The sequence below is a fragment of the Intestinibacillus massiliensis genome, assembly GCF_900155735.1.
Taxonomy (GTDB): Bacteria; Bacillota; Clostridia; order Oscillospirales; family Butyricicoccaceae; genus Intestinibacillus; species Intestinibacillus massiliensis.
Genome location: NZ_LT707059.1, coordinates 365,672 through 386,947 on the forward strand (window position 1 = coordinate 365,672; position 21,276 = coordinate 386,947).

The 21,276-nt window shown below is 59.1% G+C and carries 25 protein-coding genes; 18 read left to right on the forward strand and 7 right to left on the reverse strand.

The genetic code is table 11. From position 1 onward, the window contains the following. The 6 genes from CZ203_RS09590 to CZ203_RS09615 all read left to right on the forward strand — a co-directional run. On the forward strand, positions 1–510 hold a 510-nt coding region (locus CZ203_RS09590), incomplete at its 5' end, for a S1 RNA-binding domain-containing protein (RefSeq protein ID WP_328588160.1). Between the two features lie 213 nt (positions 511–723). Continuing rightward, positions 724–1,905 (forward strand): amidohydrolase, encoded by a 1,182-nt coding sequence (locus CZ203_RS09595; RefSeq protein ID WP_087065881.1) that lies wholly within the window; start codon positions 724–726, stop codon positions 1,903–1,905. Further along, complete coding sequence (locus CZ203_RS09600) at positions 1,902–2,744, forward strand: fumarate hydratase (RefSeq protein WP_087065882.1); 843 nt, start codon at positions 1,902–1,904, stop codon at positions 2,742–2,744. The genes CZ203_RS09595 and CZ203_RS09600 overlap by 4 nt, the downstream gene beginning before the upstream one ends. A gap of 214 nt (positions 2,745–2,958) precedes the next feature. Continuing rightward, on the forward strand, positions 2,959–3,483 hold the full coding sequence (gene hpf, locus CZ203_RS09605; RefSeq protein WP_087065883.1) for a ribosome hibernation-promoting factor, HPF/YfiA family: 525 nt from the start codon (positions 2,959–2,961) through the stop codon (positions 3,481–3,483). Positions 3,484–3,616: 133 nt separating this feature from the next. Next, on the forward strand, positions 3,617–4,417 hold the full coding sequence (locus CZ203_RS09610) for a VanW family protein (protein WP_087065884.1): 801 nt from the start codon (positions 3,617–3,619) through the stop codon (positions 4,415–4,417). 52 nt (positions 4,418–4,469) lie between these two features. Beyond that, positions 4,470–4,844 carry a desulfoferrodoxin family protein gene (locus tag CZ203_RS09615; protein WP_087065885.1) on the forward strand — a complete coding sequence of 125 codons (375 nt, stop codon included), beginning with the start codon at positions 4,470–4,472 and terminating at the stop codon, positions 4,842–4,844. Positions 4,845–4,928: 84 nt separating this feature from the next. Here the strand turns inward: CZ203_RS09615 and CZ203_RS14945 are convergent, their stop codons facing one another. Next, positions 4,929–5,093: a hypothetical protein gene (locus CZ203_RS14945; protein WP_200809467.1), complete on the reverse strand. Its 165-nt coding sequence runs from the start codon at positions 5,091–5,093 to the stop codon at positions 4,929–4,931. An 80-nt stretch (positions 5,094–5,173) separates the two neighbouring features. Between CZ203_RS14945 and CZ203_RS09620 the strand changes: the two genes are divergently transcribed. From CZ203_RS09620 to rsmA, 3 genes are all read left to right on the forward strand, one after another. Next, positions 5,174–6,406, forward strand: a complete 1,233-nt coding sequence (locus tag CZ203_RS09620) for a polysaccharide deacetylase family protein (protein ID WP_087065886.1) — start codon at positions 5,174–5,176, stop codon at positions 6,404–6,406. Positions 6,407–6,892: 486 nt separating this feature from the next. Continuing rightward, positions 6,893–7,912, forward strand: coding sequence for a 3D domain-containing protein (locus tag CZ203_RS09625; RefSeq protein ID WP_087065887.1), 1,020 nt, complete (start codon positions 6,893–6,895; stop codon positions 7,910–7,912). A 77-nt stretch (positions 7,913–7,989) separates the two neighbouring features. Continuing rightward, positions 7,990–8,868 carry a 16S rRNA (adenine(1518)-N(6)/adenine(1519)-N(6))-dimethyltransferase RsmA gene (rsmA, locus tag CZ203_RS09630; protein ID WP_227103379.1) on the forward strand — a complete coding sequence of 293 codons (879 nt, stop codon included), beginning with the start codon at positions 7,990–7,992 and terminating at the stop codon, positions 8,866–8,868. Between the two features lie 6 nt (positions 8,869–8,874). Here rsmA and CZ203_RS09635 read toward each other — a convergent pair whose 3' ends face one another. Genes CZ203_RS09635 through CZ203_RS09645 form a run of 3 tightly spaced genes read right to left on the reverse strand, consistent with a single transcriptional unit; the run spans position 8,875 to position 10,003 of the window. Further along, positions 8,875–9,189: a hypothetical protein gene (locus CZ203_RS09635; protein WP_087065889.1), complete on the reverse strand. Its 315-nt coding sequence runs from the start codon at positions 9,187–9,189 to the stop codon at positions 8,875–8,877. 18 nt (positions 9,190–9,207) lie between these two features. Then, entirely contained in the window at positions 9,208–9,699 is a 492-nt protein-coding gene (locus CZ203_RS09640; protein ID WP_087065890.1) for a hypothetical protein, read from the reverse strand. Between the two features lie 22 nt (positions 9,700–9,721). After that, entirely contained in the window at positions 9,722–10,003 is a 282-nt protein-coding gene (locus CZ203_RS09645; RefSeq protein WP_087065891.1) for a hypothetical protein, read from the reverse strand. A gap of 177 nt (positions 10,004–10,180) precedes the next feature. Here CZ203_RS09645 and CZ203_RS09650 point away from each other — a divergent pair, with 177 nt between their 5' ends. The 3 genes from CZ203_RS09650 to CZ203_RS09660 are packed head-to-tail and all read left to right on the forward strand — an operon-like array spanning position 10,181 to position 12,008. Then, positions 10,181–10,696 carry a metallophosphoesterase family protein gene (locus CZ203_RS09650; RefSeq protein WP_235847517.1) on the forward strand — a complete coding sequence of 172 codons (516 nt, stop codon included), beginning with the start codon at positions 10,181–10,183 and terminating at the stop codon, positions 10,694–10,696. Between the two features lie 3 nt (positions 10,697–10,699). Further along, the gene (locus CZ203_RS09655; RefSeq protein WP_087065893.1) at positions 10,700–11,515 is read left to right on the forward strand and encodes a type III pantothenate kinase; all 816 of its coding nucleotides are present in this window, start codon (positions 10,700–10,702) and stop codon (positions 11,513–11,515) included. Further along, positions 11,508–12,008 carry a hypothetical protein gene (locus CZ203_RS09660; RefSeq protein ID WP_087065894.1) on the forward strand — a complete coding sequence of 167 codons (501 nt, stop codon included), beginning with the start codon at positions 11,508–11,510 and terminating at the stop codon, positions 12,006–12,008. Before CZ203_RS09655 ends, CZ203_RS09660 begins: the two co-directional genes overlap by 8 nt. A 38-nt stretch (positions 12,009–12,046) precedes the next feature. Here CZ203_RS09660 and nth read toward each other — a convergent pair whose 3' ends face one another. Next, complete coding sequence (nth, locus tag CZ203_RS09665; protein WP_087065895.1) at positions 12,047–12,688, reverse strand: endonuclease III; 642 nt, start codon at positions 12,686–12,688, stop codon at positions 12,047–12,049. A gap of 206 nt (positions 12,689–12,894) precedes the next feature. Between nth and glyA the strand changes: the two genes are divergently transcribed. Both glyA and CZ203_RS09675 read left to right on the forward strand, forming a co-directional pair. After that, a complete protein-coding gene (gene glyA, locus CZ203_RS09670) occupies positions 12,895–14,136 on the forward strand; it encodes a serine hydroxymethyltransferase (protein WP_087065896.1) in 1,242 nt (413 codons plus the stop codon). A 147-nt stretch (positions 14,137–14,283) separates the two neighbouring features. Beyond that, on the forward strand, positions 14,284–15,630 hold the full coding sequence (locus CZ203_RS09675; RefSeq protein ID WP_087065897.1) for a glucose-6-phosphate isomerase: 1,347 nt from the start codon (positions 14,284–14,286) through the stop codon (positions 15,628–15,630). Between the two features lie 118 nt (positions 15,631–15,748). On the opposite strand, the gene rpmB is transcribed toward CZ203_RS09675, so the two are convergent. After that, on the reverse strand, positions 15,749–15,937 hold the full coding sequence (gene rpmB, locus CZ203_RS09680; RefSeq protein WP_087065898.1) for a 50S ribosomal protein L28: 189 nt from the start codon (positions 15,935–15,937) through the stop codon (positions 15,749–15,751). A 198-nt stretch (positions 15,938–16,135) separates the two neighbouring features. Between rpmB and hprK the strand changes: the two genes are divergently transcribed. The 4 genes from hprK to CZ203_RS09700 all read left to right on the forward strand — a co-directional run bounded on the left by hprK (position 16,136) and on the right by CZ203_RS09700 (position 20,372). Further along, positions 16,136–17,068: an HPr(Ser) kinase/phosphatase gene (hprK, locus tag CZ203_RS09685; protein WP_087065899.1), complete on the forward strand. Its 933-nt coding sequence runs from the start codon at positions 16,136–16,138 to the stop codon at positions 17,066–17,068. A 70-nt stretch (positions 17,069–17,138) separates the two neighbouring features. Beyond that, positions 17,139–18,077 (forward strand): ROK family protein, encoded by a 939-nt coding sequence (locus tag CZ203_RS09690; protein ID WP_087065900.1) that lies wholly within the window; start codon positions 17,139–17,141, stop codon positions 18,075–18,077. A gap of 124 nt (positions 18,078–18,201) precedes the next feature. Further along, positions 18,202–19,947, forward strand: coding sequence for an InlB B-repeat-containing protein (locus CZ203_RS09695; RefSeq protein WP_087065901.1), 1,746 nt, complete (start codon positions 18,202–18,204; stop codon positions 19,945–19,947). A gap of 23 nt (positions 19,948–19,970) precedes the next feature. Then, positions 19,971–20,372, forward strand: coding sequence for a C-GCAxxG-C-C family protein (locus CZ203_RS09700; protein ID WP_087065902.1), 402 nt, complete (start codon positions 19,971–19,973; stop codon positions 20,370–20,372). 49 nt (positions 20,373–20,421) lie between these two features. Here the strand turns inward: CZ203_RS09700 and CZ203_RS09705 are convergent, their stop codons facing one another. After that, positions 20,422–21,276: a hypothetical protein gene (locus CZ203_RS09705; protein WP_087065903.1), complete on the reverse strand. Its 855-nt coding sequence runs from the start codon at positions 21,274–21,276 to the stop codon at positions 20,422–20,424.

Here is a 21,276-nt window from a genome sequence, read left to right on the forward strand (position 1 = left end):
TTTTTGTCGACGCGTCTAGCAAATAATCTTTTTTCACAAAAAACAACGGAGGGCAAAACAAAAGGTATGGATTTGGTTGTAGGATCAATCTTGGAGGGAAAGGTTACGGGTATTACCAAATTTGGTGCCTTTGTAGCTTTGCCGGAGGGGAAGTCGGGAATGGTGCATATTTCGGAAGTCGCCAATTCCTATGTCAGCGATATCAAAGAGTTCCTCAAGGAGGGCCAGCAGGTCTCCGTAAAAGTGATAAACATCGACCGTGAAGGCCGCATAAACCTGTCTATTAAGAAGGCGCAGCAGCCGGCGCCGGGGAACGCCCCCCGCCCTGCGTTTGAGCGCCGCCCCCCCCGCCCGCGGTCCGCTCCGCAGCGTGGGGCACGCCAGCCGGTCGACCCCGCATCCATGACATTTGAAGATAAGCTCAAGCTTTTTATGCAGGACAGCGAAAGCCGCCTGTCCGACATTAAGCATAATAACGACCGCAAAAACGGCGCGCGCCGCAAGAAGTAGGCGCGTATGAACGGGGAAAAACCGGGGCAGCGCCTCGGTTTTCTTTCTGTTTGGCCGAAAAAAGGGCGCCCCCGGATAGGGGGCGCCAAAGATAGGATTGTGGGGATAAAGATATGAACGGTGCATGGTGATAACTTCTTACCACCATGGATATAATAGCATATATGTAAATATATGTCAATCCTAATTTTAAAATTCAGAAAGGTTTCATGCATGAGCGATATACTGATTATAAACGCAACCGTCCTGCCGATGCAGCAGGGGCGGATTGATCCGGGCTTTGTCTGGGTGCGCGCGGGGAAGATCGCCGCATTCGGTAAAATGGACAGGCTGCCCGCGGCGGCGGACGCGCCCGTACTCGATGCAAAGGGCGGCTACCTGCTACCCGGCCTGGTGGACGCGCACGCGCACCTGGGGCTGTATGAAGATGCGCTGGGCTTTGAAGGCGCAGATGGGAACGAGGATACCGACCCGGTCACGCCCCAGCTGCGGGTGATCGACGGGATCAACCCGCTGGAGCGCGGCTTTGCCGAGGCGCGCGCCGCGGGCGTGACGACGGTGGTAATCAGCCCCGGCAGCGCCAACCCGATCGGCGGGCAGCTTGCAGCGGTCAAGACGAGCGGCCGCCGGATCGACGATATGGTGCTGCGCGCGCCGCTCGCGATCAAATTCGCACTCGGGGAAAACCCAAAATCGGTCTACCACGACAAGGAGGAGACGCCGGTCACACGTATGGCGACGGCCGCCCTGATCCGGGAGGAACTTGCAAAGGCGGACGAGTACGGCCGCCGCAAAGAAGAGGCGGAGGAAGACGAGGACAAGGACGCCCCCGACTTCGACCCGAAGCTGGAGGCGCTGCTCCCACTGCTGCGCGGCGAGATTGCAGGGCATTTCCATGCGCACCGCGCGGATGATATTTTCACCGCGCTGCGCATTGCAAAGGAGTTCGGCGTCCGCCCTGTCATCGTGCACGGCACGGAAGCGCACCTGGTGTCCGACCTACTGGCACAGGACGGGGTGCCGGTCATCAGCGGGCCGTATATGACCGACCGCTCCAAGCCCGAGCTGGCCAACCTGACCGAGCGCGCGCCCGGGCTGCTGCATCGCGCGGGCATGCAGGTGGCGATCACGGTCGACCATCCGGAAATCCCGCTCAAGTTCCTGATGGATGCGGCGCGCATTGCGGTGCGCGCGGGTATGGACGAGGACGCCGCCCTGCGCGCGGTCACCATCGAGGGCGCGCGCATCGCGCAGATCGACGGCCGCGTCGGGTCGATCGAGGAAGGCAAGGACGGCGACCTGGTATTGTTCACCGGCCACCCGTTTGATTACAGGAGCCAGGTGGAAGCGGTGTTTTGTGAAGGGAATTGTGTATTCAGGAGGGAAGGACAATGAAAACGGTCCATGTATCGGAAATTACCGCCTTGGTGCGCGCGCTATGCATCAAGGCGAACTGCGAGTTGCCGGCGGATATCCGCGAAAGCTTTGTAAAAGGCCAGGCGGCGGAAAAATCCCCGCTCGGCAAAGAGATTTTCGGGAAAATGATCGATAACTGCGACCTCGCCTGTAAAAACGGCGTGCCGGTCTGCCAGGACACCGGCATGGCGGTGGTGTTTGCGGAAATCGGGCAGGAGGTGCACTTGGAGGGCGGCCTGCTCGAGGACGCGGTGAACGAAGGCGTGCGCCAGGGCTACCGGGACGGCTACCTGCGCTGCTCTGTGGTAGGCGACCCGCTGCGCCGCGTCAATACCGACGATAACACCCCCGCGATCCTCTACACCAGCCTGGCCGCTGGGGATGAAGTACATATTACGGTTGCGCCGAAGGGCTTCGGCAGCGAGAATATGAGCGCCATGAAGATGTTTACCCCCGCGGCTTCCAAGGAGGATATCATCGGCTTTATCGTGGACGCATGCAGCCGCGCGGGCTCCAACCCGTGCCCGCCGATCGTGATCGGCGTCGGCCTCGGCGGCACCTCCGACAAGGCGGCGTATCTGGCAAAGCGCGCGCTGATGCGGCCTGCCGGCCAGCGCGCGGCGGATCCCCTGTATGCGGAAATGGAAGAAGAAATCCTGCGCCGCGTTAACGCGCTCGGCATCGGGCCGCAGGGGCTGGGCGGCACGGTAACCGCGCTGGCTGCTGCAATCGAGCCGTACGCGACCCATATTGCCGGCCTGCCGTGTGTTGTGAATATTGGCTGTCATGTGACCCGGCATGCCGAGGGAAAACTGTAAACAATAGATAAAAAAGAAAGAAAAATTAAGTTAGATTACGATAACATCAGGGATTTCAAGCATCCGGGAGATAATCACCGGTAATGGCGGAATTTGACGGGTAAAGAAGGGGCGTATCCTGAGAAAACGTGGTATACTGAAACCAGCAAAACCCGTACAATTGAATATCGGAATACAGGGGCTTTTTTCGTAGGCCCCACGAGGAGTTGATGTTATGAAGTTCACCATCGTCGAAAGAAAGATCAAAATTTCTGATGACCTTCGCGATTACTCGCTGAGAAAGGTGGAAAAGCTGGATCGCTATTTCCAGTCGGACTCCGCAGCGACGATTACTTTCAGTGAATTGCGCGGCCGCCAGACCGTCGAAGTCACTGTCAACCACAACGGTATGATATTCCGCGCGGAAGAGACGACGACAGACATGTTTGCATCGGTCGACGGCGCGATCAGCAGTATCGAACGTCAGATCCGCAAGAATAAGACCCGCCTGGAAAAGCGGCTGCGCGAGGGTGCGTTTGCCAAGGGCATCCCGGCGCCGTCCGAATTTGCGGAAGAGGATTTCGACGTGGTACGCCGCAAGAAATTCGACGTGAAGCCCATGTCTGTGGACGAGGCGATTTTGCAGATGAACCTGCTGGGGCATCAGTTCTTCTTCTTTAAGAACTCTGATGACGATAATGTCCACGCAGTCATCTACAAGCGCGCAGCGGGCGGCTATGGCCTCATTGAAAGCGAATAAATAGAGAGAAAAATCGGCTGACTGAGTAAATCGGACAGGCTGGCAGCGCTTTTATGCGGTGCCAGCCTGTTTTTGTGAACGGTGCGGCGTTTCAGTACATTTAGGAAACCAATACCATACGGGAGGAAACCTCATGATAAAGACCACTGCGCTCCTGCTTGTATTTGCGGGGGCGCTCAGCATGACGCCGGCGCAGGCGGTAGACGTCGACGCCATCCCTTCGGAAATTGTGCGGGCGGTAGACGCGGTAAAGGATGAAATCAATACCGTGACCACCCCGGAACCGGAACCCGAGCCTGAACCCGAACCGCAGCCCCAGCCGGAACCTGTGCCCGAACCGGCCAAGCCGGCGATCCAGCCCTACGCCACGACGCTGGGCACCTATACGACGTCCTATAACCCCCGGCAGACCAACCGCAACACCAATATCCGCCTGGCGGCCTCCGCGATCAGCGGCACGGTATTGCAGCCGGGCGAGGTGTTCGACTTTAATAAGGTGGTCGGCCAGCGCACGGAGGCCAAGGGCTACAAGGTGGCGACCGTCTATTCCGGCGGCGAAGCGGTCGACGGTATCGGCGGCGGCATCTGCCAGGTATCTTCCACACTGTTCAACGCGGCGCTGCTTGCCAATATGCAGATTACCACGCGGAGCAGCCACGGCCTGCGCGTGCATTACCTGCCCGCCGGCCGCGACGCGACGGTTTCCTGGGGCGGCCCGGAATTCCGGTTTAAGAATTCCAACTCCTATCCGGTAAAAATCACGGCCAGCTATGATTCCGCGAAGGGGAAACTGACCTTTCATATCCTGGGCCCCTCCAACGCGACGCCCCCGCAAACCAAGATCGCCGTATCCAAGAGCGGCGACGGCTACATAACCAAGCGCTACATGAACGGCGAAGTGAACTATACGACCAGAAGCTACTATAAGGATTAAGCATATTTCTTCCGCCCGCCGGGTAAGGTAAGGGGGAAAGGAAGTGGCTTATATGAAGTTCTATCTGTGTAAGCATTGCGGCAACATCATCACCTTTGCAACGGATGCAGGCGTTCCGGTGCTGTGCTGCGGGGAAAAGATGCAGCCGATTGCGCCCAACTCCACGGAAGCTGCCGGGGAAAAGCATGTGCCGGTCGTCAAGACGCAGGGCAACACGGTGATGGTCGACGTCGGCAGCGTGCGCCACCCGATGGAGGACAAGCACCATATCGGCTGGATTTGCCTGGAGACCAGCGCGGGTTACCAAATGCAATACCTGGCGCACGATGCGCCGCCGGTTGCCATATTTGCGTTGCCTGCGGAGGAAAAGCCGCTGCGCGCATATGCGTACTGCAACCTCCACGGGCTTTGGGAGTGCGCCGTTTAGCGGCAAAGCAAACGACAGGGAGCCGCCTGGCTCCCTGCCGTTTGTTTTGTGTGTGCCTGTAGCAAATGGGTTTTGCGGAACGTCTTATTGGACAGAAGGGCTTTGCCCGCCCATGAGCTGCTGTGCACAGGCGCGCAGGTCGGCTTCCGAGCGGAAGGTCAGGCCGCACTGCTTGATGCTCTCCTGTACGCTCATCGGGAGCGACTGAAAATAGCGTTCCGTGGCGCTGTCGTTACAAAATTGATTCATTTCCGTCACCTCGTCCTTAGTGTGCGGCGGCACCGTGGTTTTTATGCGGGGAACTCGAAAAGAAGGGAAGAAGGGCTTCGATGAAAAAATTCAGAAAAATTGCGGTATGCGCGCTGCTTGCTGCCGCCACCACGGCGTTATGCGGCGGGGAAAGCGCGCAGGCTGCGGATATGCAGCTGCCGATCCTCATGTACCACAACCTGACGGTGGACGGCGAAACCAATTCCATGACCATCACCCAGGAGCGGTTCCGGGAGGACATGCAGTTCCTGAAGGAATACGGCTACACGCCGTTGCTGTCGGCCGACCTGATCGATATCAGCGCCGGCGCAAAGGCGATGCCGGAAAAGCCGGTCATGATCACGTTCGACGACGGGTATGAGAGCAATTATACCCTGGGCTTCCCCATCTTAAAAGAGACCGGCATGAAAGCCACCATTTCGCTGATTACGTCGCATATCCGGGACAACGCCAATGTAGGCGTGCCCACCTCCATGACCTGGCAGCAGGCGCGAGAGATGTATCAGAGCGGCATTGTCGATATCGGCACGCATACGCATATGCTACATAATGAGGAAAATGGCGGCTTCGAGCTTCCCGGCGGGCCCGACGGCGTCCAGCGCATGAAGGGCGAAAGCTGGATGGATTACCAGACCCGCGTGGGGCAGGATATCCGCATGAGCATCCGCACCATCCAGGCCAACCTGGGGGACAACGCCCGCGTGCGGTATTTCTCCTACCCCTTCGGGGCGACGGACGCCTGGTTCGGCCAGGTGCTGGTCGATAACGGCCTGTTCGTCAGTACGACGACCAAAAGCAGCACGGCGGATATCCGCAACGGGCTTTACGGGCTCCCGCGTTACCGTATTACCATGGAACTGCCGGTCAGCCAGTTGCTCCAGCATAGCGCCACGGCGACACCGGTGACGTCCAAAGTCTCCTTGGGCGGGCGCGAAGTGGCGCTCCCGGCGTACCAGATCGGGGGCAACAATTACGTCAAGCTGCGCGACGTGGCCGCATTGCTGGACGGTACCGCGGCGCGGTTTTCCGTAGGCTGGGAAAACGGCAGGGTAACGGTGCAGAAGGGGGCGCAATACACGCCGGACGGCAGCGAGCTTGCGCCGCTCAGCCAGCAGCCCCACAGCGGGAAATCCATGGTGGACCCGCTCATGGTAGACGGTAAGCCGGCCATGCTGGCGGCGTACAATATCGACGGCAACTACTGTTTTAAGCTGCGCAGCCTGGGGGATGCGCTCGGGTTCCGCGTCGACTGGGACGAGGCAAACGGCATATTAATCCTTACAACAGCATAAATTTTAGGGGAAGGCGCCCGGTTTCGACAAGTAATTTGTGGAAACCGGGCGCTTTTTTTCTGTCAAGTTGCCGCCGCTGCGCGGTTGCTGTATAAAATGATGTATTTTGCCCGGCTGCTTGCAAAATGGTTGTCCAATTTGATCGCGGCACATAGCCTTGCATTTTTGATTGGTGGGGCTGGGCTGAAAATATGCCCAACAAATAGCCTGTTTTTACGAAAATTAATATGTATCATTACTAAAAACAAAAAACGGGCAATGCTTGTGAAAAACATACAAAAAATATATAAAATTTTGTGAGACAAATCGGAATTTCTTTAAAAGCTTGACAAAATGAAGTTTTGCAAATATTATAGTTTAAGATTTTTCAAAAACGGGAAAAACATATTTGGCAGATACATGCAAACTGGAATCTTTTTTATGCTGTGGGGATAGAATGGGATATCTGCCAAGGGCGGCGCTTGCCGCAGGATAAGGAGGACCATTATGCAACAATTGTCAAAACAGAAATGTAAAGCCCGATCGCGTTGGCTGTCTGCCGCCTTGCTGGCCGCGGGCGCGACGTCGATGCTGACGGCGATGGCTTCGCAGCTCAATATCTACGAGGTGACAGACAGCGTTCATACGACACAGATAAAAAGCTTCACGGACGACGCGCTGCAAGCCTGTGCGCTGGCGGGTTACGACGGGGAGGACTACGCGCTGGTGGCGGACAGCGGGGCGGATAACCTGATCCGCACGCTCCGCGTGGAGCGGAAGTTCCCGGTCAGCATTTTTGCCGACGGCCGGCAGTACGAGGCCAAGGCCGTGCCGGGTACGGTGCGTGAAATCCTGGCGGAACAGGGCGTTACGCTGGGGCAGTACGATGAAGTGTCGCCCTCGGCCGATGCGCGTTTGACGGCGGGCACGCACCCGCGGATCACGGTCTCGCGCGTCACCAAGGAAACGGTGACGGAACGCGCGGCGATCCCCTATAAAAGCATCAAGCGGAACACGGCCGAACTGGACTATGGACAGACCCGTGTCTCCCAGCAGGGCATGGACGGCGAAGCGGAGCAGACCGTGCTGGTCACGAAGCGCGACGGCGTGGAGGTTTCGCGCGAGGTGCAGGACGAGGCCGTCCTGAGGGAGCCGCAGAGCGAGATCCTCGAGGTCGGTACGGGCGGCGCGGTCGTCACGCGCGGCGGCGAGATCCTGCGCTACGCGCGGGTCGTGGACGTCAAGGCCACCGCTTACAGCACGGAAGGCTGGAGCCGTGAAAATAAAATCACCGCAACCGGGACACGCTGCCGCGTCGGTGCGGTGGCGGTCGACCCGCGGGTCATCCCGCTGGGTTCCCGCCTGTATATCACTTCGCCGGACGGCGAATCCTGGGTATACGGCACGGCCGTGGCCGAGGACACCGGCGGCGCGATCAAGGGCAACCGGATCGACCTGTATTACAATACCCAGGCGGAGTGCCGCCGGTTCGGCGTGCGCGGCGCAAAGGTCTATGTGTTGAGCTGAGGGAAAAGGCTGGAAACCACGGTTTCCAGCCTTTTGCGTTTTGCGGGCGTGTGTGGTATACTGTGAGGACATTCAAAATGACGGAGGGCACTATGGGGCTTTGTGATTTAAATACGATCCGCGAGATATTGGGGCGGCACGGTTTCCGCTTTTCCAAATCGTTGGGGCAGAATTTCCTGACGGCGCAATGGGTGCCGGAGCGGATCGCGGCGGAATGCGGGGCGGACGCGGGCAGCGGCGTGCTGGAGGTCGGGCCCGGGATGGGCTGCCTGACCGTGGAGTTGTCCAGGAAGGCGGCGCAGGTGGTCTCCATCGAGATCGACCGCGCGCTGTTCCCGGTGCTGGAGGAGACGCTTTCCGGCACGGGCAACACCGAGGTGGTGCAGGGCGACGTGCTCAAGACCGATTTGGCGGCATTATGCCGCGAAAAATTCGGCGGCCGCCCGGTGTACGCCTGCGCAAACCTGCCATACTATATCACAACGCCCGCAATCTCCGCACTGCTTGACGCCGGGGTTTTTGAGGCGGTCACCGTGATGGTGCAGCGGGAGGTTGCGCAGCGCATCTGCGCGGCAGCCGGCACGTCGGATTACAGCGCCTTTTCCATTTATGTGCAGTACCACGCCGCGGCCGAAATCCTGTTTGACGTCCCGGCGGAATGCTTTGTGCCGCGCCCCAAGGTGGATTCCGCGGTGCTGCGCCTTGTGCCGCGGGACAAGCCGGCGGTCGAGGTAACGGACGAAAGGCTGTTCTTCGCCATTGTGCGCGCAGCCTTTAACCAGCGGCGCAAGGTGCTTTCCAATGCGGCGGTGCCGGCTTTTGGCGGGCGGCTGGACAAGGCGCAGGTGGCTGCGCTGATCGCGGATTGCGGGCTGGACGCGCAAATCCGTGGCGAACGGCTGACGCTGGCGGATTTTGCAAACCTGGCCAACCGCGCAGCGGCCATGCTCGGCTGACCGAAGTCAGAGGCCGAGCACGAGCATGATGCCGATCAGCACGAGCAGGTCGACGTCGAAGTCGTCCGAATCCGCAATCAGGAAATAAATTGCGATGATGACGATCAGGGTGTCCAGGTCGAAGTGCAGGTTGCGCAGGCGCCCGGAAAGCGCCTCGCCGACGCCGGACAGGATGCCGCCTGCAGGCTGCGCCTGGGGCGGGGCCTCCCGCTCGTGCGGGGTTTCGTTATGTACCGCGGACGCCTGCCCCCCGGGCTGCGGCGCGGCTTCCGGTTCGCGCGGGGGGTTCTCACGCGCGGTACTCAGATAACGGTTATACAAGGCAATGCCCCCCTTCCGTTAGATTTCACGTGTCCCGTCGTCCCCCGTGCCGCGCGGCCCGCCCAGCTGCCCCATTGCGCTGCGCGCCATGCGCGCCATACTGACCAGGCGCATCGCATGGTCGAGCTGGTGGCCGACGCCGTCGGCGACAAAGGGTTTGAGAGAATTGAGCAGGTTGACCTTCTCGCGGCTGACCGCGTTCGCGCCGCTGCGCGCGATCGCGTGGAGCACGGGCATCGCGCGGCTCATCAGCTCGGCCGAAGGGTCGTAGTCCGTGTTCGCGCCATGCTGTGGCCGCGGCGGTGTAAAACCGCCGAACCCGCCCGCAGGCGCGGCGTTCCCGGGGGAAGGGCGCGCCTGTGCGGGGGAGGGTTCTGGCTGTGGCTCGGCCTGCGGGGGCTGTTCGCCGCCGGGGCTGCCGCCGAACAGGGAAGAGGCCATGTTGATGGCGCTTTGCAGTTTTTCCGGGTCGGAAAACAGCGAGGAAAGCATATCGTTTGACGGTTCCATCTTGTAAGCAGGCCCTCCTTTATTATTTGCCCATGAGGAATTGCAGCTGGCGGGCAAGATCCGCGCCCTCCGGCGTTTGCATCATCTGCGAGAGCGCGGCTTTCGCGGCGTTCATGTCGCCCCACTGTGCGGCGGCCGCGGCCTGCTCGATCTGCCCGGCGCAGGCGGGCGGGATGCTCCGTGCGATGCGTTTGCCGTCCGGGGACTGCGCGTGCTGCATCAGGTTATCAAGGGCTGCCCGCGCCTGCGGGTCTTTCGCCGCGCTTTCCTGTAGCTGCCGGGCGAGTGCGTTAAAGTCAACCATGGTTGTGTACCTCCAGTTCGTCGTCTCGTGTACTTTCACTATATGTACGGGACGTGCCGGAAGTGACTCAAAAACAGTCTTTACAACGACAAATGTTTGGTGTATAGTTTAAGGGCATATCGGACGGCGCGGAAGATTGCACGTCCGGGCCGCTTGGATGGTGATTTCAAATTGAAAGTGCTGGTTTTTTCCGACTCCCATGGGCGGACGCTGGCGATGTATGGGGCGATCGAACGGGAACTCCCGGACGCGGTGATCCACCTGGGGGACTGCGTGGAGGATGCGCGCGACCTGATGCGGAGTTATCCGGAACTGACAATATGGCATGTCCGGGGGAATAACGATTATGAGCCGGATACGCCTTTCAGCGCGGTGGTTGCTCCCGGCGGCGTGCCGATGTACCTGACGCACGGGCACAAGGAGCGCGTGAGCTGGTCGTCGCTCGGCGTGCTGCCGCGCCGCGCGCGGGAAGCCGGCTGCCGCGTCGCGCTGTACGGGCACACGCACCGCGTCCTGCAGGAGGAAGCGGACGGCGTGCTCGTTTTAAACCCGGGCAGCATCAGCCTGCCACGCGGCGGCCCGGCAAGTTATGCGCGCCTGGTTGTGGCGGAGGGGCGGCTGTTTGACGTCGCCATGCTGGATGAAGAGGGGCGGCCATACCGGGCGGACAAAAGGATGACAGGGTGGATATAAGAGATGCTTTTAGCAATAGACGTAGGCAACACGAATATGGTCTTCGGCCTGTACGAGGGCGAAACGCTGTGCGGTTCCTTCCGCATTTCAACGAACGCGGGGCGCACCTCTGACGAACTCGGCATGCAGATCCTGCAGTATTATAATTTTAAGGGGCTGGACCCGAAAAAGACCGATGCGGTCATTATCGGCTCCGTAGTGCCGCCCGTCATGTATTCCCTGACGAACGCGATCAAGAAATACATTGGCCTGCGCCCGCAGATTGTCGGGGAGGATGTGGACCCCGGCATCCAGAATAAATACCAGAACCCGCGCGAAGTCGGCGTCGACCGCCTGGTGAACGCGGTTTCGGCCACGGAAAAATACGGCAAGCCGCTGATTATCGTGGATATCGGCACGGCGACGACCTTCGACGCAATCGACGAGGAAGGCGCGTACCTGGGCGGCGTCATCTTCCCGGGGGTCAAGGTCGCGATGGAGGCGCTCTTTATGAAGGCGGCCAAGCTACCGCGCGTCGAGATCGTGCGCCCGGAGCGGGCGATCGGCCGCACGACGGTGCAGAGCATGCAGTCCGGCGCGGTGCGGGGCTATGTCGGCGCGCTGACCGGCATCATCTGCGATATGAAGGCGGAGATGAAGGGCGCGGTGCGCGTGGTCGCGACAGGCGGCATGGGCCGCATGATGGCGGAATATTGCCCGCTGATCGACGAGGTGGACAGCAACCTGACGCTGGAGGGGCTGCTCCGGATTTATCAGCAGAACCGGCATGCGTTTATCGGCTGCGAGGCCGATGGGAAGAAGGAAGACGTGGATGTTTAAGCAAAAATGCATTGGCGCCCGCGGGCCCCTGATGCCCGTGGTTTCCGTCTTATCCTGCGCGCTCATCCTTTACAGCGTCACGGACGCCGGGATGCGTGAGCTCGGCTGGCCGGGCTGGGCGGTATTCTGCTGGGTGGCAGTGATGCTGGTAGTCACCGTCATCATCTGGCGGTACACCCGTGTAGAGATGGAATACATGTGGTTCAGCGGCGAACTGGTGGTGCGTCGCAGCGACCGGATGGAGAATTACCGCCTGGTGGTACGCCAGGAGGAGATGGAGGGCATGCGCGACCGGAGCGGCTCCATGGGGCGCTGCTTTTTCGGCGGGCGCACCCTGAACTGCTGCGCAACCCTGCGCGGCCGTGTCTGGGACTGCTGCACCCTGTACTATCATGATGCGGAAGGCCGCGCGTGGCGGCTGCGCTTCCAACCGGCGGGGGAACTCCGCATGATGCTGGCGCAGGCGGTGCAAACGCAAATGGAAAAAGCGTGAAACAACTTGTTTCACGCTTTTTGTGCTTTTTAATGTAATTATTTATTCCCCATTGGATACGACGGGCAGACTGCCGCAAGGCAGCAGTGCTGGCATTTGGGGCTGCGCGCCGTGCAGACCTCGCGCCCATGTAGTACAAGCCGGTGGCAGAAGTCCGACGATTCCTGCGGGTCGAGCAGCTTGCGCAAGGCGGTTTCCACTTTGGCAGGATCCTTGAGGTCCTTGACGAAGCCGAGCCGGTTGGACAGGCGGATACAGTGCGTGTCCGTCACGACGGCGGGCTGGCCGTAGATATCGCCCAGGATCAGGTTGGCGGTTTTTCGGCCGACGCCGGGCAGGCGCAGCAGGTCCGCCATATTGTCGGGCACCTTGCCGCCAAACTCGGTAAGCAGCATCTGCGCGGCGGCCTTGATATCGCGCGCCTTGGTGTGGAAAAGGCCGCAGGTTTTGATACCCTCCTCGATCGCCTCGACTGGCGCCTCGGCAAAGCTTTCGAGCGTGGGGAAGTCCACGTAAAGATCCTTTGTAACCAGATTTACGCGCGCATCGGTGCATTGCGCGGAAAGGCGGGTTGCAAAGAGCAGCTCGTAATCCTTTTGATACAGCAGGGCGCAGGTCGCATCCGGGTAGGCTTCCTTCAGCAGGGCGGTAACGGCGGCCGCACGTTCTTTCTTAGTCATATCAGGCCTCCTTGTTTTGCTTGAATTCGACTTTATTGTAGCATACCTGGTTGAAAATGAAAATGGCATCAGCACAATTACCAGAACTATTTGTCGATTCGCTCTTTTTTTCGTATGCCTCATAGCTTGCAAAAGGGTTACAGAATTGGTTTAATATAAACAATAGGGTTTTTACACTTTAGAATAAGAAAACGGAGGCAAAAAATATGGTGCGCGAAGCGATGGAGTTTATAAAGCAGTTTGACCCGGAGATCGGCGATGCTGTACAGGCGGAATACGACCGCCAGTGCCGCAATATCGAGCTGATCGCTTCTGAAAATATCGTATCCCCTGCCGTAATGGCGGCGATGGCGACGGTATTGACCAACAAATATGCAGAGGGCTACCCGGGTAAGCGCTACTACGGCGGCTGCGAGTGCGTCGATGTAGTGGAGCGCCTGGCGATCGAGCGCGTCTGCAAGCTGTTCGGCGCGGGCTTTGCCAATGTGCAGCCGCACTCCGGCGCACAGGCCAATATGGCGGTCTATCAGGCGCTGTGCCAGCCGGGCGACACGGTGCTCGGCATGAGCCTTGACAACGGCGGCCACCTGACCCACGGCAGCCCGGTAAACCAGTCCGGCCTCCTTTACCATATCGTCCCCTATGGCGTCGACGAAAACGGCTATATCGATTACGACGCCCTGCGCGAGCTTGCCAAGAAGGAAAAGCCGAAGATGATCATCGCGGGCGCATCCGCATACCCGCGCGCCATCCGTTTTGATATTTTTGCCGACATTGCCAAGGAAGTCGGCGCTTACCTGTTCGTCGACATGGCGCATATCGCAGGCCTTGTCGCTGCCGGCCTGCATATGAACCCGATGGAATATGCCGACGTGGTCACCACCACGACGCACAAGACTCTGCGCGGCCCGCGCGGCGGCGTCATCCTGACGAATAACGAGGAACTGGCCAAGAAGTTCAATAAGGCGATCTTCCCGGGCACCCAGGGCGGCCCGCTCATGCACGTCATCGCGGCCAAGGCGGTCTGCTTCCATGAGGCGCTGCAGCCGGAGTTCAAGGCATATCAGAAGCAGGTCGTCACCAATGCGGCGGCGCTCGCGGACGCGCTGCTGAAGCAGGGCTTTGACCTGGTTTCCGGCGGCACGGATAACCACCTGATGCTCGCAGACCTGCGCAAGGCCGGCGTTACGGGCAAGGAACTGCAGCGCCGCCTGGACGAAGTGTACATTACCGCAAACAAGAACACCATCCCGAACGACCCGGAAAGCCCGTTCGTCACCAGCGGCATGCGTATTGGCACGCCGGCCGTCACGACCCGCGGCTTCCGTGAGCCCGAAATGGTGCGCATTGCCGAGTTCGTTTGGCAGACGGCGACCGATTTCGACGCAAAGGCCGATTCGATCCGCGCGGGCGTTTGCGAAATTTGTAAGCAATTTCCGATTTACTAAGAATTATGTTGACAATACAGCCAATTCTGTCGAAGGATTGGCTGTATTTTTTATGCAAAAAGCAAAATGGGGTCTTGAAAATACAGGTGGTTATGGTATAATATAACCAAAGCTTTGGGGCTTGTAACGACATAAGAGGTGGAAAAGATGGCAATGGAGTTAAAACTGACCGGTATTCGCCCGTTCATCAATGTAGACGAGATCCGCAACATCAGTTTAATGATTAACATGTGTAATGAGTGGCTGAAGAGCAAAACCGGCGCTGGCCATGATTACTTGGGGTGGGTAAACCTTCCGAACGATTACGACAGGGAGGAGTTCGACCGGATCAAGAAGACCGCGAAAAAAGTGCAGGGCATATGCGACGTTGTCGTTGTCATCGGCATTGGCGGTTCCTATCTGGGTTCCCGCGCGGCCATCGAGTTTGTCAAAGGGCAATATTATAATAACAAGCATGGCAAGGACACGCCGGACGTGTATTTCGTCGGCAATAACGTCAGTTCGGCGTATCTGAACGATATCATTGAAATTGTCGGCGACCGCGATTTCTGCATTAATGTAATCTCTAAATCTGGCCGTACGACCGAGCCTGCAATCGCATTCCGTATCTTCAAGGAAATGATAGAAAAGAAGTACGGCAAGGAAGGCGCAAAGGAGCGCATCATCGCCACGACCGACCGCGAAAAGGGCGCCCTCAAGGAACTGGCCGACGCGGAGGGCTATGAAACCTTTGTCGTGCCGGACGATATTGGCGGCCGTTTCTCTGTGTTGACCGCGGTCGGCCTGCTGCCGATGGCGATTGCCGGGCTGGACATCGACGAGGTCATGCGCGGCGCGCAGGAAGCGATGAAGATGTACGAGACCAACGACATCAATAACAACGATTGCCTGCAGTATGTCGCAATGCGCAACATCCTGTACCGCAAGGGCATCAACATTGAAGTGTTGGTCAACTATGAGCCGGCGCTGACGATGCTGGGCGAATGGTTCAAGCAGCTCTTTGCGGAGAGCGAGGGCAAGGAGCATAAAGGCCTGTTCCCGGTGTCTGCAAACTTCTCGACCGACCTGCACTCGGTAGGCCAGTTCATCCAGGACGGCACGCGCAGCCTGTTTGAAACCGTAATCTGGGTCAAGGAGCCGCGTACGGATGCGGTCATCCAGGCCGACGAGGAGGATATCGACGGCCTCAACTACCTGGCGGGCAAATCTATGCAGTTTGTAAACCGCAAGGCATACGAGGGCACGCTGATGGCGCACGTGGACGGCGGTACCGCGAACATCGTATTTGAGATTGACCGCGCCGACGAGTACCATTTCGGTTACTTGGTCTACTTCTTTGAGAAGGCCTGCGGCCTGTCCGGGTACCTGCTGGGCGTAAACCCGTTCAACCAGCCCGGCGTCGAGGATTACAAGAAGAATATGTTTGCGCTGCTCGGCAAGCCCGGGTACGAAGAGCGCAGGAAGGCGCTGGAAGAGCGCCTGGCAAAACAGTAAAACGGCAGCAAAAAGCAGGCGGGGCATTGCCCCGCCTGCTTTTTTGAGCCTTTAAGGTATAAAAAAAACTCCCTGCCTTGGGCAGGGAGCCTTCTCTAATCAAAATATGCGCGCAACCTTAGATAGCGCGGGTAACCTTGCCGGAGCGGAGGCACCGAGTACATACGTTGACATGGCGGGGAGTACCGTCCACCAGAGCCTTTACACGACGAACGTTCGGCTTCCAGGTCCTGTTGGAACGTCTATGGGAGTGGGAAACCTTAATACCAAAGGTAACGCCCTTGCCGCAAATATCGCACTTTGCCATTTTCCTGCACCTCCTTATCTGTAGGCATTGAGTAACGCATATTATGATATCACAACCGGTGGGGGATTGCAAGTCAATCCGACAAAAAAATTTATCGAAAGGAAAAAAATAGACGGCGCCCCCGGTTGCCATTGAAAAAGGGGTTTCTTTGGGATATAATAAATTATAACTTTGCGAGAGGCAGGGAGGTAACGGCGTATGCAGCTGAAGGAATTTAGCGTAAGCCTGGGTGAATTGATCCAGGAATTTGGTTTTGAAGTGATCTATGGGCCGGATGGCTTTGATAAGATAGAAATTACAAAGGACGACATCAACCGCCCCGGCCTGCAGCTGGCTGGCTTTTTCGATTATTTCGACCCGAACCGTATCCAGATCATGGGTAAGGTGGAGACGACGTTTGTCGAGCGTTTCACGCCTGAAATGCGGCTTGCATGCTTTGACAAGCTGTTCGCCACACAGATCCCCGCCATGATCATTTCCCGCAATATCGATGTGTTCCCCGAGTGCCTGGAGGCGGCGCAGAAGCACGGCGTACCGCTGCTGCGTACGAATGAATTCACTTCGACGATCATGAACGCCATGGTGGCATCGCTCAAGGTAAAGCTTGCGCCCCGCATCACGCTGCACGGCGTGCTGGTTGAAATCTACGGCGAAGGCGTGCTCCTGCTGGGCGACAGCGGCGTCGGCAAGTCGGAGACGGCCATCGAGCTGGTAAAGCGCGGGCACCGCCTGATTGCGGACGACGCGGTCGAAATCAAGCGTGTATCGGACAAGACCCTGGTCGGTACGGCACCGGAGGTCATCCGCCACTTTATCGAGCTGCGTGGCATCGGCATTGTCGACGTACGCCGCATCTTCGGTATGGGCGCCGTCAAGCTCACGGAAAAGGTCGAACTGATCATCAACCTGGAAGCATGGGAAGAGGGCAAGCAGTATGACCGCCTGGGGCTGGATGGGCAGACCACCAGCATCCTGGATATCGCGATCCCATCCCTGACGATCCCGGTCAAACCGGGCCGCAACCTCGCGGTCATCATCGAGGTTGCAGCGATGAACAACCGTCACAAGAAGATGGGCTTCAACGCCGCGAAAGAATTACAGGACCGCATGCTCAAGGAGTTTGGCGGTTAATTACAGCGGACAACCGGACGGGCTGCGGCGCCATCGCCGCAGCCCGTTTTGCGGGTCAGGAGGTTTTTTTATGAAAATTGGTGTGGATCTCGGCGGAACCAATACGGTTGTCGGCCTGTGCACGGACGAAGGCGCGCTGCTCTGCAAGCAGGGCACGCCGACCCGTACCGGCGACCCGGACGGCCTGCGCGCGGACATGCGCCGCCTTGCGCTTGCAGTATGCGCGGAAAAGGGGGTCGCCCCTGACGAGGTGTGCCAGGTCGGCATCGGCGTGCCGGGCTCTTTTATCAAACGCACCTGTACGTTGACCTTTGGCACCAACCTGCAAATGGACGACGTCAGCTTTGCACAGGCGTTCCAGCCGGAATTCAACTGCCCGGTCTATCTGGATAACGACGCCAACTGCGCCGCGCTCGGCGAGTATATCGGCGGCGCGGGCCGCGGCGTGCGCAATATGGTCATGGTCACGCTGGGCACCGGCCTTGGTGGCGGGCTGATACTGGACGGCAAGCTGTACACGGGGGCGAACGACATTGCGGGCGAGATCGGCCATATGGTGGTGCACTATAACGGGCTGCCGTGCAACTGCGGCCGACGGGGCTGCTGGGAGGCGTATTCCTCCGCCACCGGCATGGTGCGCCTCGCGGAAGCCGCGCTGGCGCGGGGCGGCGACAGCCTGCTGCGCGGCATGAAGGCGGAAAACGGCGGGCGGCTCATGGCAAAAATGGTCTGCGATGCCCGCGACGCAGGCGACAGCCTGGCGGACGGCGTATTCCGGCAGTACGTGGAGTATTTTGCATGCGGCCTTAACAACATGATCGCAATCCTGCAGCCGGAGAAGATCGTCGTGGGCGGCGGGCTTGCCGGCTATGGGGAAAAGCTGATGTCCCCCGTGCGCGCGCTGATACGGCGCGGCCTGATGAAGGCGGACTGCGAGCAGGCCGAACTGGTGCTTGCCGAGCTGGGGAACGATGCCGGCATCATCGGCGCCGCGATGCTGGCGCGTTAAAGGGAAAATTTGTAGTATTACAATTCTGTGTGTTTGTTTCAGGTAACCTTGATTTTGCCAAATTACGATGCTATAATACAAACAGTATGTAGTATTTACCGTTTTTGACATAGAGGGAAAATTGATGAAGCACATATCGCATAAAATCTGTATATTGTCCCTGGCGGCCGCCATGCTGCTCGGTTTGGGCGCGCAGGCGGCCGATACGGCAGACCCGGAGCAGGGCGCGGCGGCGTCACAGGCCGTGGAGACGGTACAGCCGCCCGCGGTTGCGGAAAACGGGCAGGGCGCGTCCGGGAGCGACCCGGAAAAGCCGACTGCCGCGGCGGCAACCGGCGCGACCACCTCCTCGCCCCCGGTCCATAAGCTTTCGGTCACGACGAACGCGATCAAGCTGGACGGCAGCGCGGTCAAGCCCGCGGGGTACAACATCAATGACGAAAACTATTTTAAGCTGCGCGATATCGCCTACTTGATGAACGGCAAGCAGGCGCAGTTTAACGTGGGCTGGGACGGCGCGACGAGCAGCATTACGCTGACGACGGGCGCGGCCTACCAGAAGGCCGGCGGCGAAATGGCGGGCGCGGCCGCCAAGCCGACCATCCGGGAATCCAACGCCAAAGTGCTGGTGGATGGCAAGCCGGTGTCTATGACCGCATATAATATTGACGGCAACAACTATTTCCGCCTGCGCGATATCGGCACGCAGCTCGGGTTCGACGTGGGGTACGACAACACAAGCCGCACCATCCTGATCGACAACCCGCAGCCTGCGCCAAACCGTTATACCGTTTCGTTTGATATGAACGGGCATGGCACGCAGATTTCCCCCAAGGCGAACGTGGATGAGGGCAGCAAGATCAGCGCGCCCGCCGCACCGGAAGCCACGGGTTATGCGTTCGATGGCTGGTACAAGGACAGCGGCTGCAACACGGCTTGGAATTTCTCCAAGGATACGGTGACGGAGGACGTTACCCTCTACGCGAAATGGACGCAGACCTTTACCGTGACCTTCGAAATGAACGGCCACGGCACGCAGGTCAGCCCCAAAACAGGGGTCAAGACCGGCTCGAAGATCACAGAGCCCGCCAAGCCGACGGCCGACGGGTATGTCTTCGGCGGCTGGTACGCAGAGAGCGACTGCTACATCGCCTGGTCGTTTGCGACCGATGTTGTCGCGCGCGATGTGACGCTGTACGCCAAATGGACGCCCAAGGGCGACGCGGACGATATGGGGAATACGGACGATTCCGGCAGTTCCGCGAACCAGGGCGGTGTTGTCAATACGCGGCGGCTGGACGGCGTCATGACCATCCTGCTCGACTCCGGGCACGGCGGCAAAGACCCTGGCGAATCCGGCAATGGCCTGGAGGAAAAGCGGGTCAACCTGGCGGTGACACAGTACCTGAAGGAAATGCTGGAAAACGCAGGCGTGAAGGTCGTCATGACGGTCGAGAGCCTGGATACCGACCTCAAGGGTTCCGACCGCATCGCGTTCGTCCGCGAGAAGATGGATCAGTATAACTTTGACCTCTCCGTCAGCATCCATCATAACGGCGGCGGCGGCGTCGGCGCGGAAGTTTTCGTGCAGACCGACAAGCAGGACCCTTCGGGCGCGAGCCGCGACCTGGGCAACCTGATTATCGAGGAGTATAAGAAGCTGGGGCAGACCAGCCGCGGCGTTAAGACGCAGAACCTGTATATGGTGCGCGTACCTTCGGAATTCGGCGTGCCGGGCATCCTCAGCGAGTTCTGTTTCCTCGATAACGCATCCGACGCTGTCAAGATCGATTCGGACGAAGAGCAAAGGGCGGAGGCGCAGGCGCTGTATAATGCGATCATGGCGTATTTTGAAAACCATGAATATTGATACATAAGAAGGGAAGCTTTGCAATGGAAAGCAGGGTGTTGGCGGCGGTTGACCGCCACAATAAAGGCTATAATTGTGCGCAGGCGATTGCCTGCACGTACTGCGACCTGTTTGGCGTCGACGAACAGACTGCGTACAAGATGACGGAAGCCTTTGGCTTCGGTATGGGTACGCAGAACGTGTGCGGCGCATTGAGCGGCGCGCTGGTGCTCGCCGGATTGGACGGCAGCGGCGGCGTGGAAGCGCCCGGCAAGACCAAAGGCGCGACCTATAAGGTGGCGCGCAGCCTGACGGCGCAGTTTAAGGACGCGGCGGGCGCGCTGCTTTGCAGCGAACTGAAGGGCGGTTCCAGCAAGGTATCCTGCGAGGACTGTATCAAGTACGCGGCGCAAATGGTAGAAGAATCGCTTCTGAAGGATTCATAAAAAAACGGCTGACCGGGTTGGTCAGCCGTTTTTTTATGGGGATACCCCGTTAAAAATACTGTGACAAGCAAGGGACTGCAGCCGCGGTGGGGGCAAAGCCGGGATAGTCGCGTTTAATCCGCGCTGCGCACCTGCGGCAAAACGCTATGTACGCCGCGGGGTCGTCCCGCATTTGCTGCTTATACCCCCAGACATGGGTATACGCTTGCTGCCCTGAGCCAAACAACGTGTCCAGGTCGGACAGGATCGCCAGCTTGGCGCCGGCTTCCGCCGCGCACATGGAGAGCAGGCGCTGTTCCGCAAAGACCATATAGGTCAAGGGGTCGTCTGCGTGTGGCGCGTGCTCCATAAAGGAAATCGCGCGCGCGGTGTACAGCCCCTTGAAGGCCGCGCTGCCGAAATAGGCGAGGGCGGTGTTGCAGGGCTGCACCGACCAGTCGAGCCCGTCCAGATCGAACCCTTCCTCCACCTGGAAATGGGAAGGGCCTGGATAGATGTCGGGGTAGATTTCCTCCCGGTGGATCGCGGCGGCATCCGCACCGGCGCACTGCGCTTCAATGCTGCGCCAGAGGATAAAGTCGGTGTCGATCATGACGCAGGGTGCGGGCATCTCCCGCAGCGCGTAAAGCTTGCCCGCCGCCCAAAAGGCGAAGGGGGAGACCGTGTCCGGGATGGCGTCCTGCAGGACGGGACGGATGCCGCCGTTCCACAGGGAGCCCAGCCCGAGGCCTTCATAATATGCGGCGGCCAGGCCGTCGGTCGCCATGGCGATCACCCCGCCTTGCCGCTGCCATTCCAGCGCGGAGAGGACCGTCGTGAGCAGCTCGAACGGTTCCACCGCATACGGCGCGCCCGGGTTCCGCGCCGTAAACGGGCGTGTCCAGTTTACATGGAAAGCAAACAT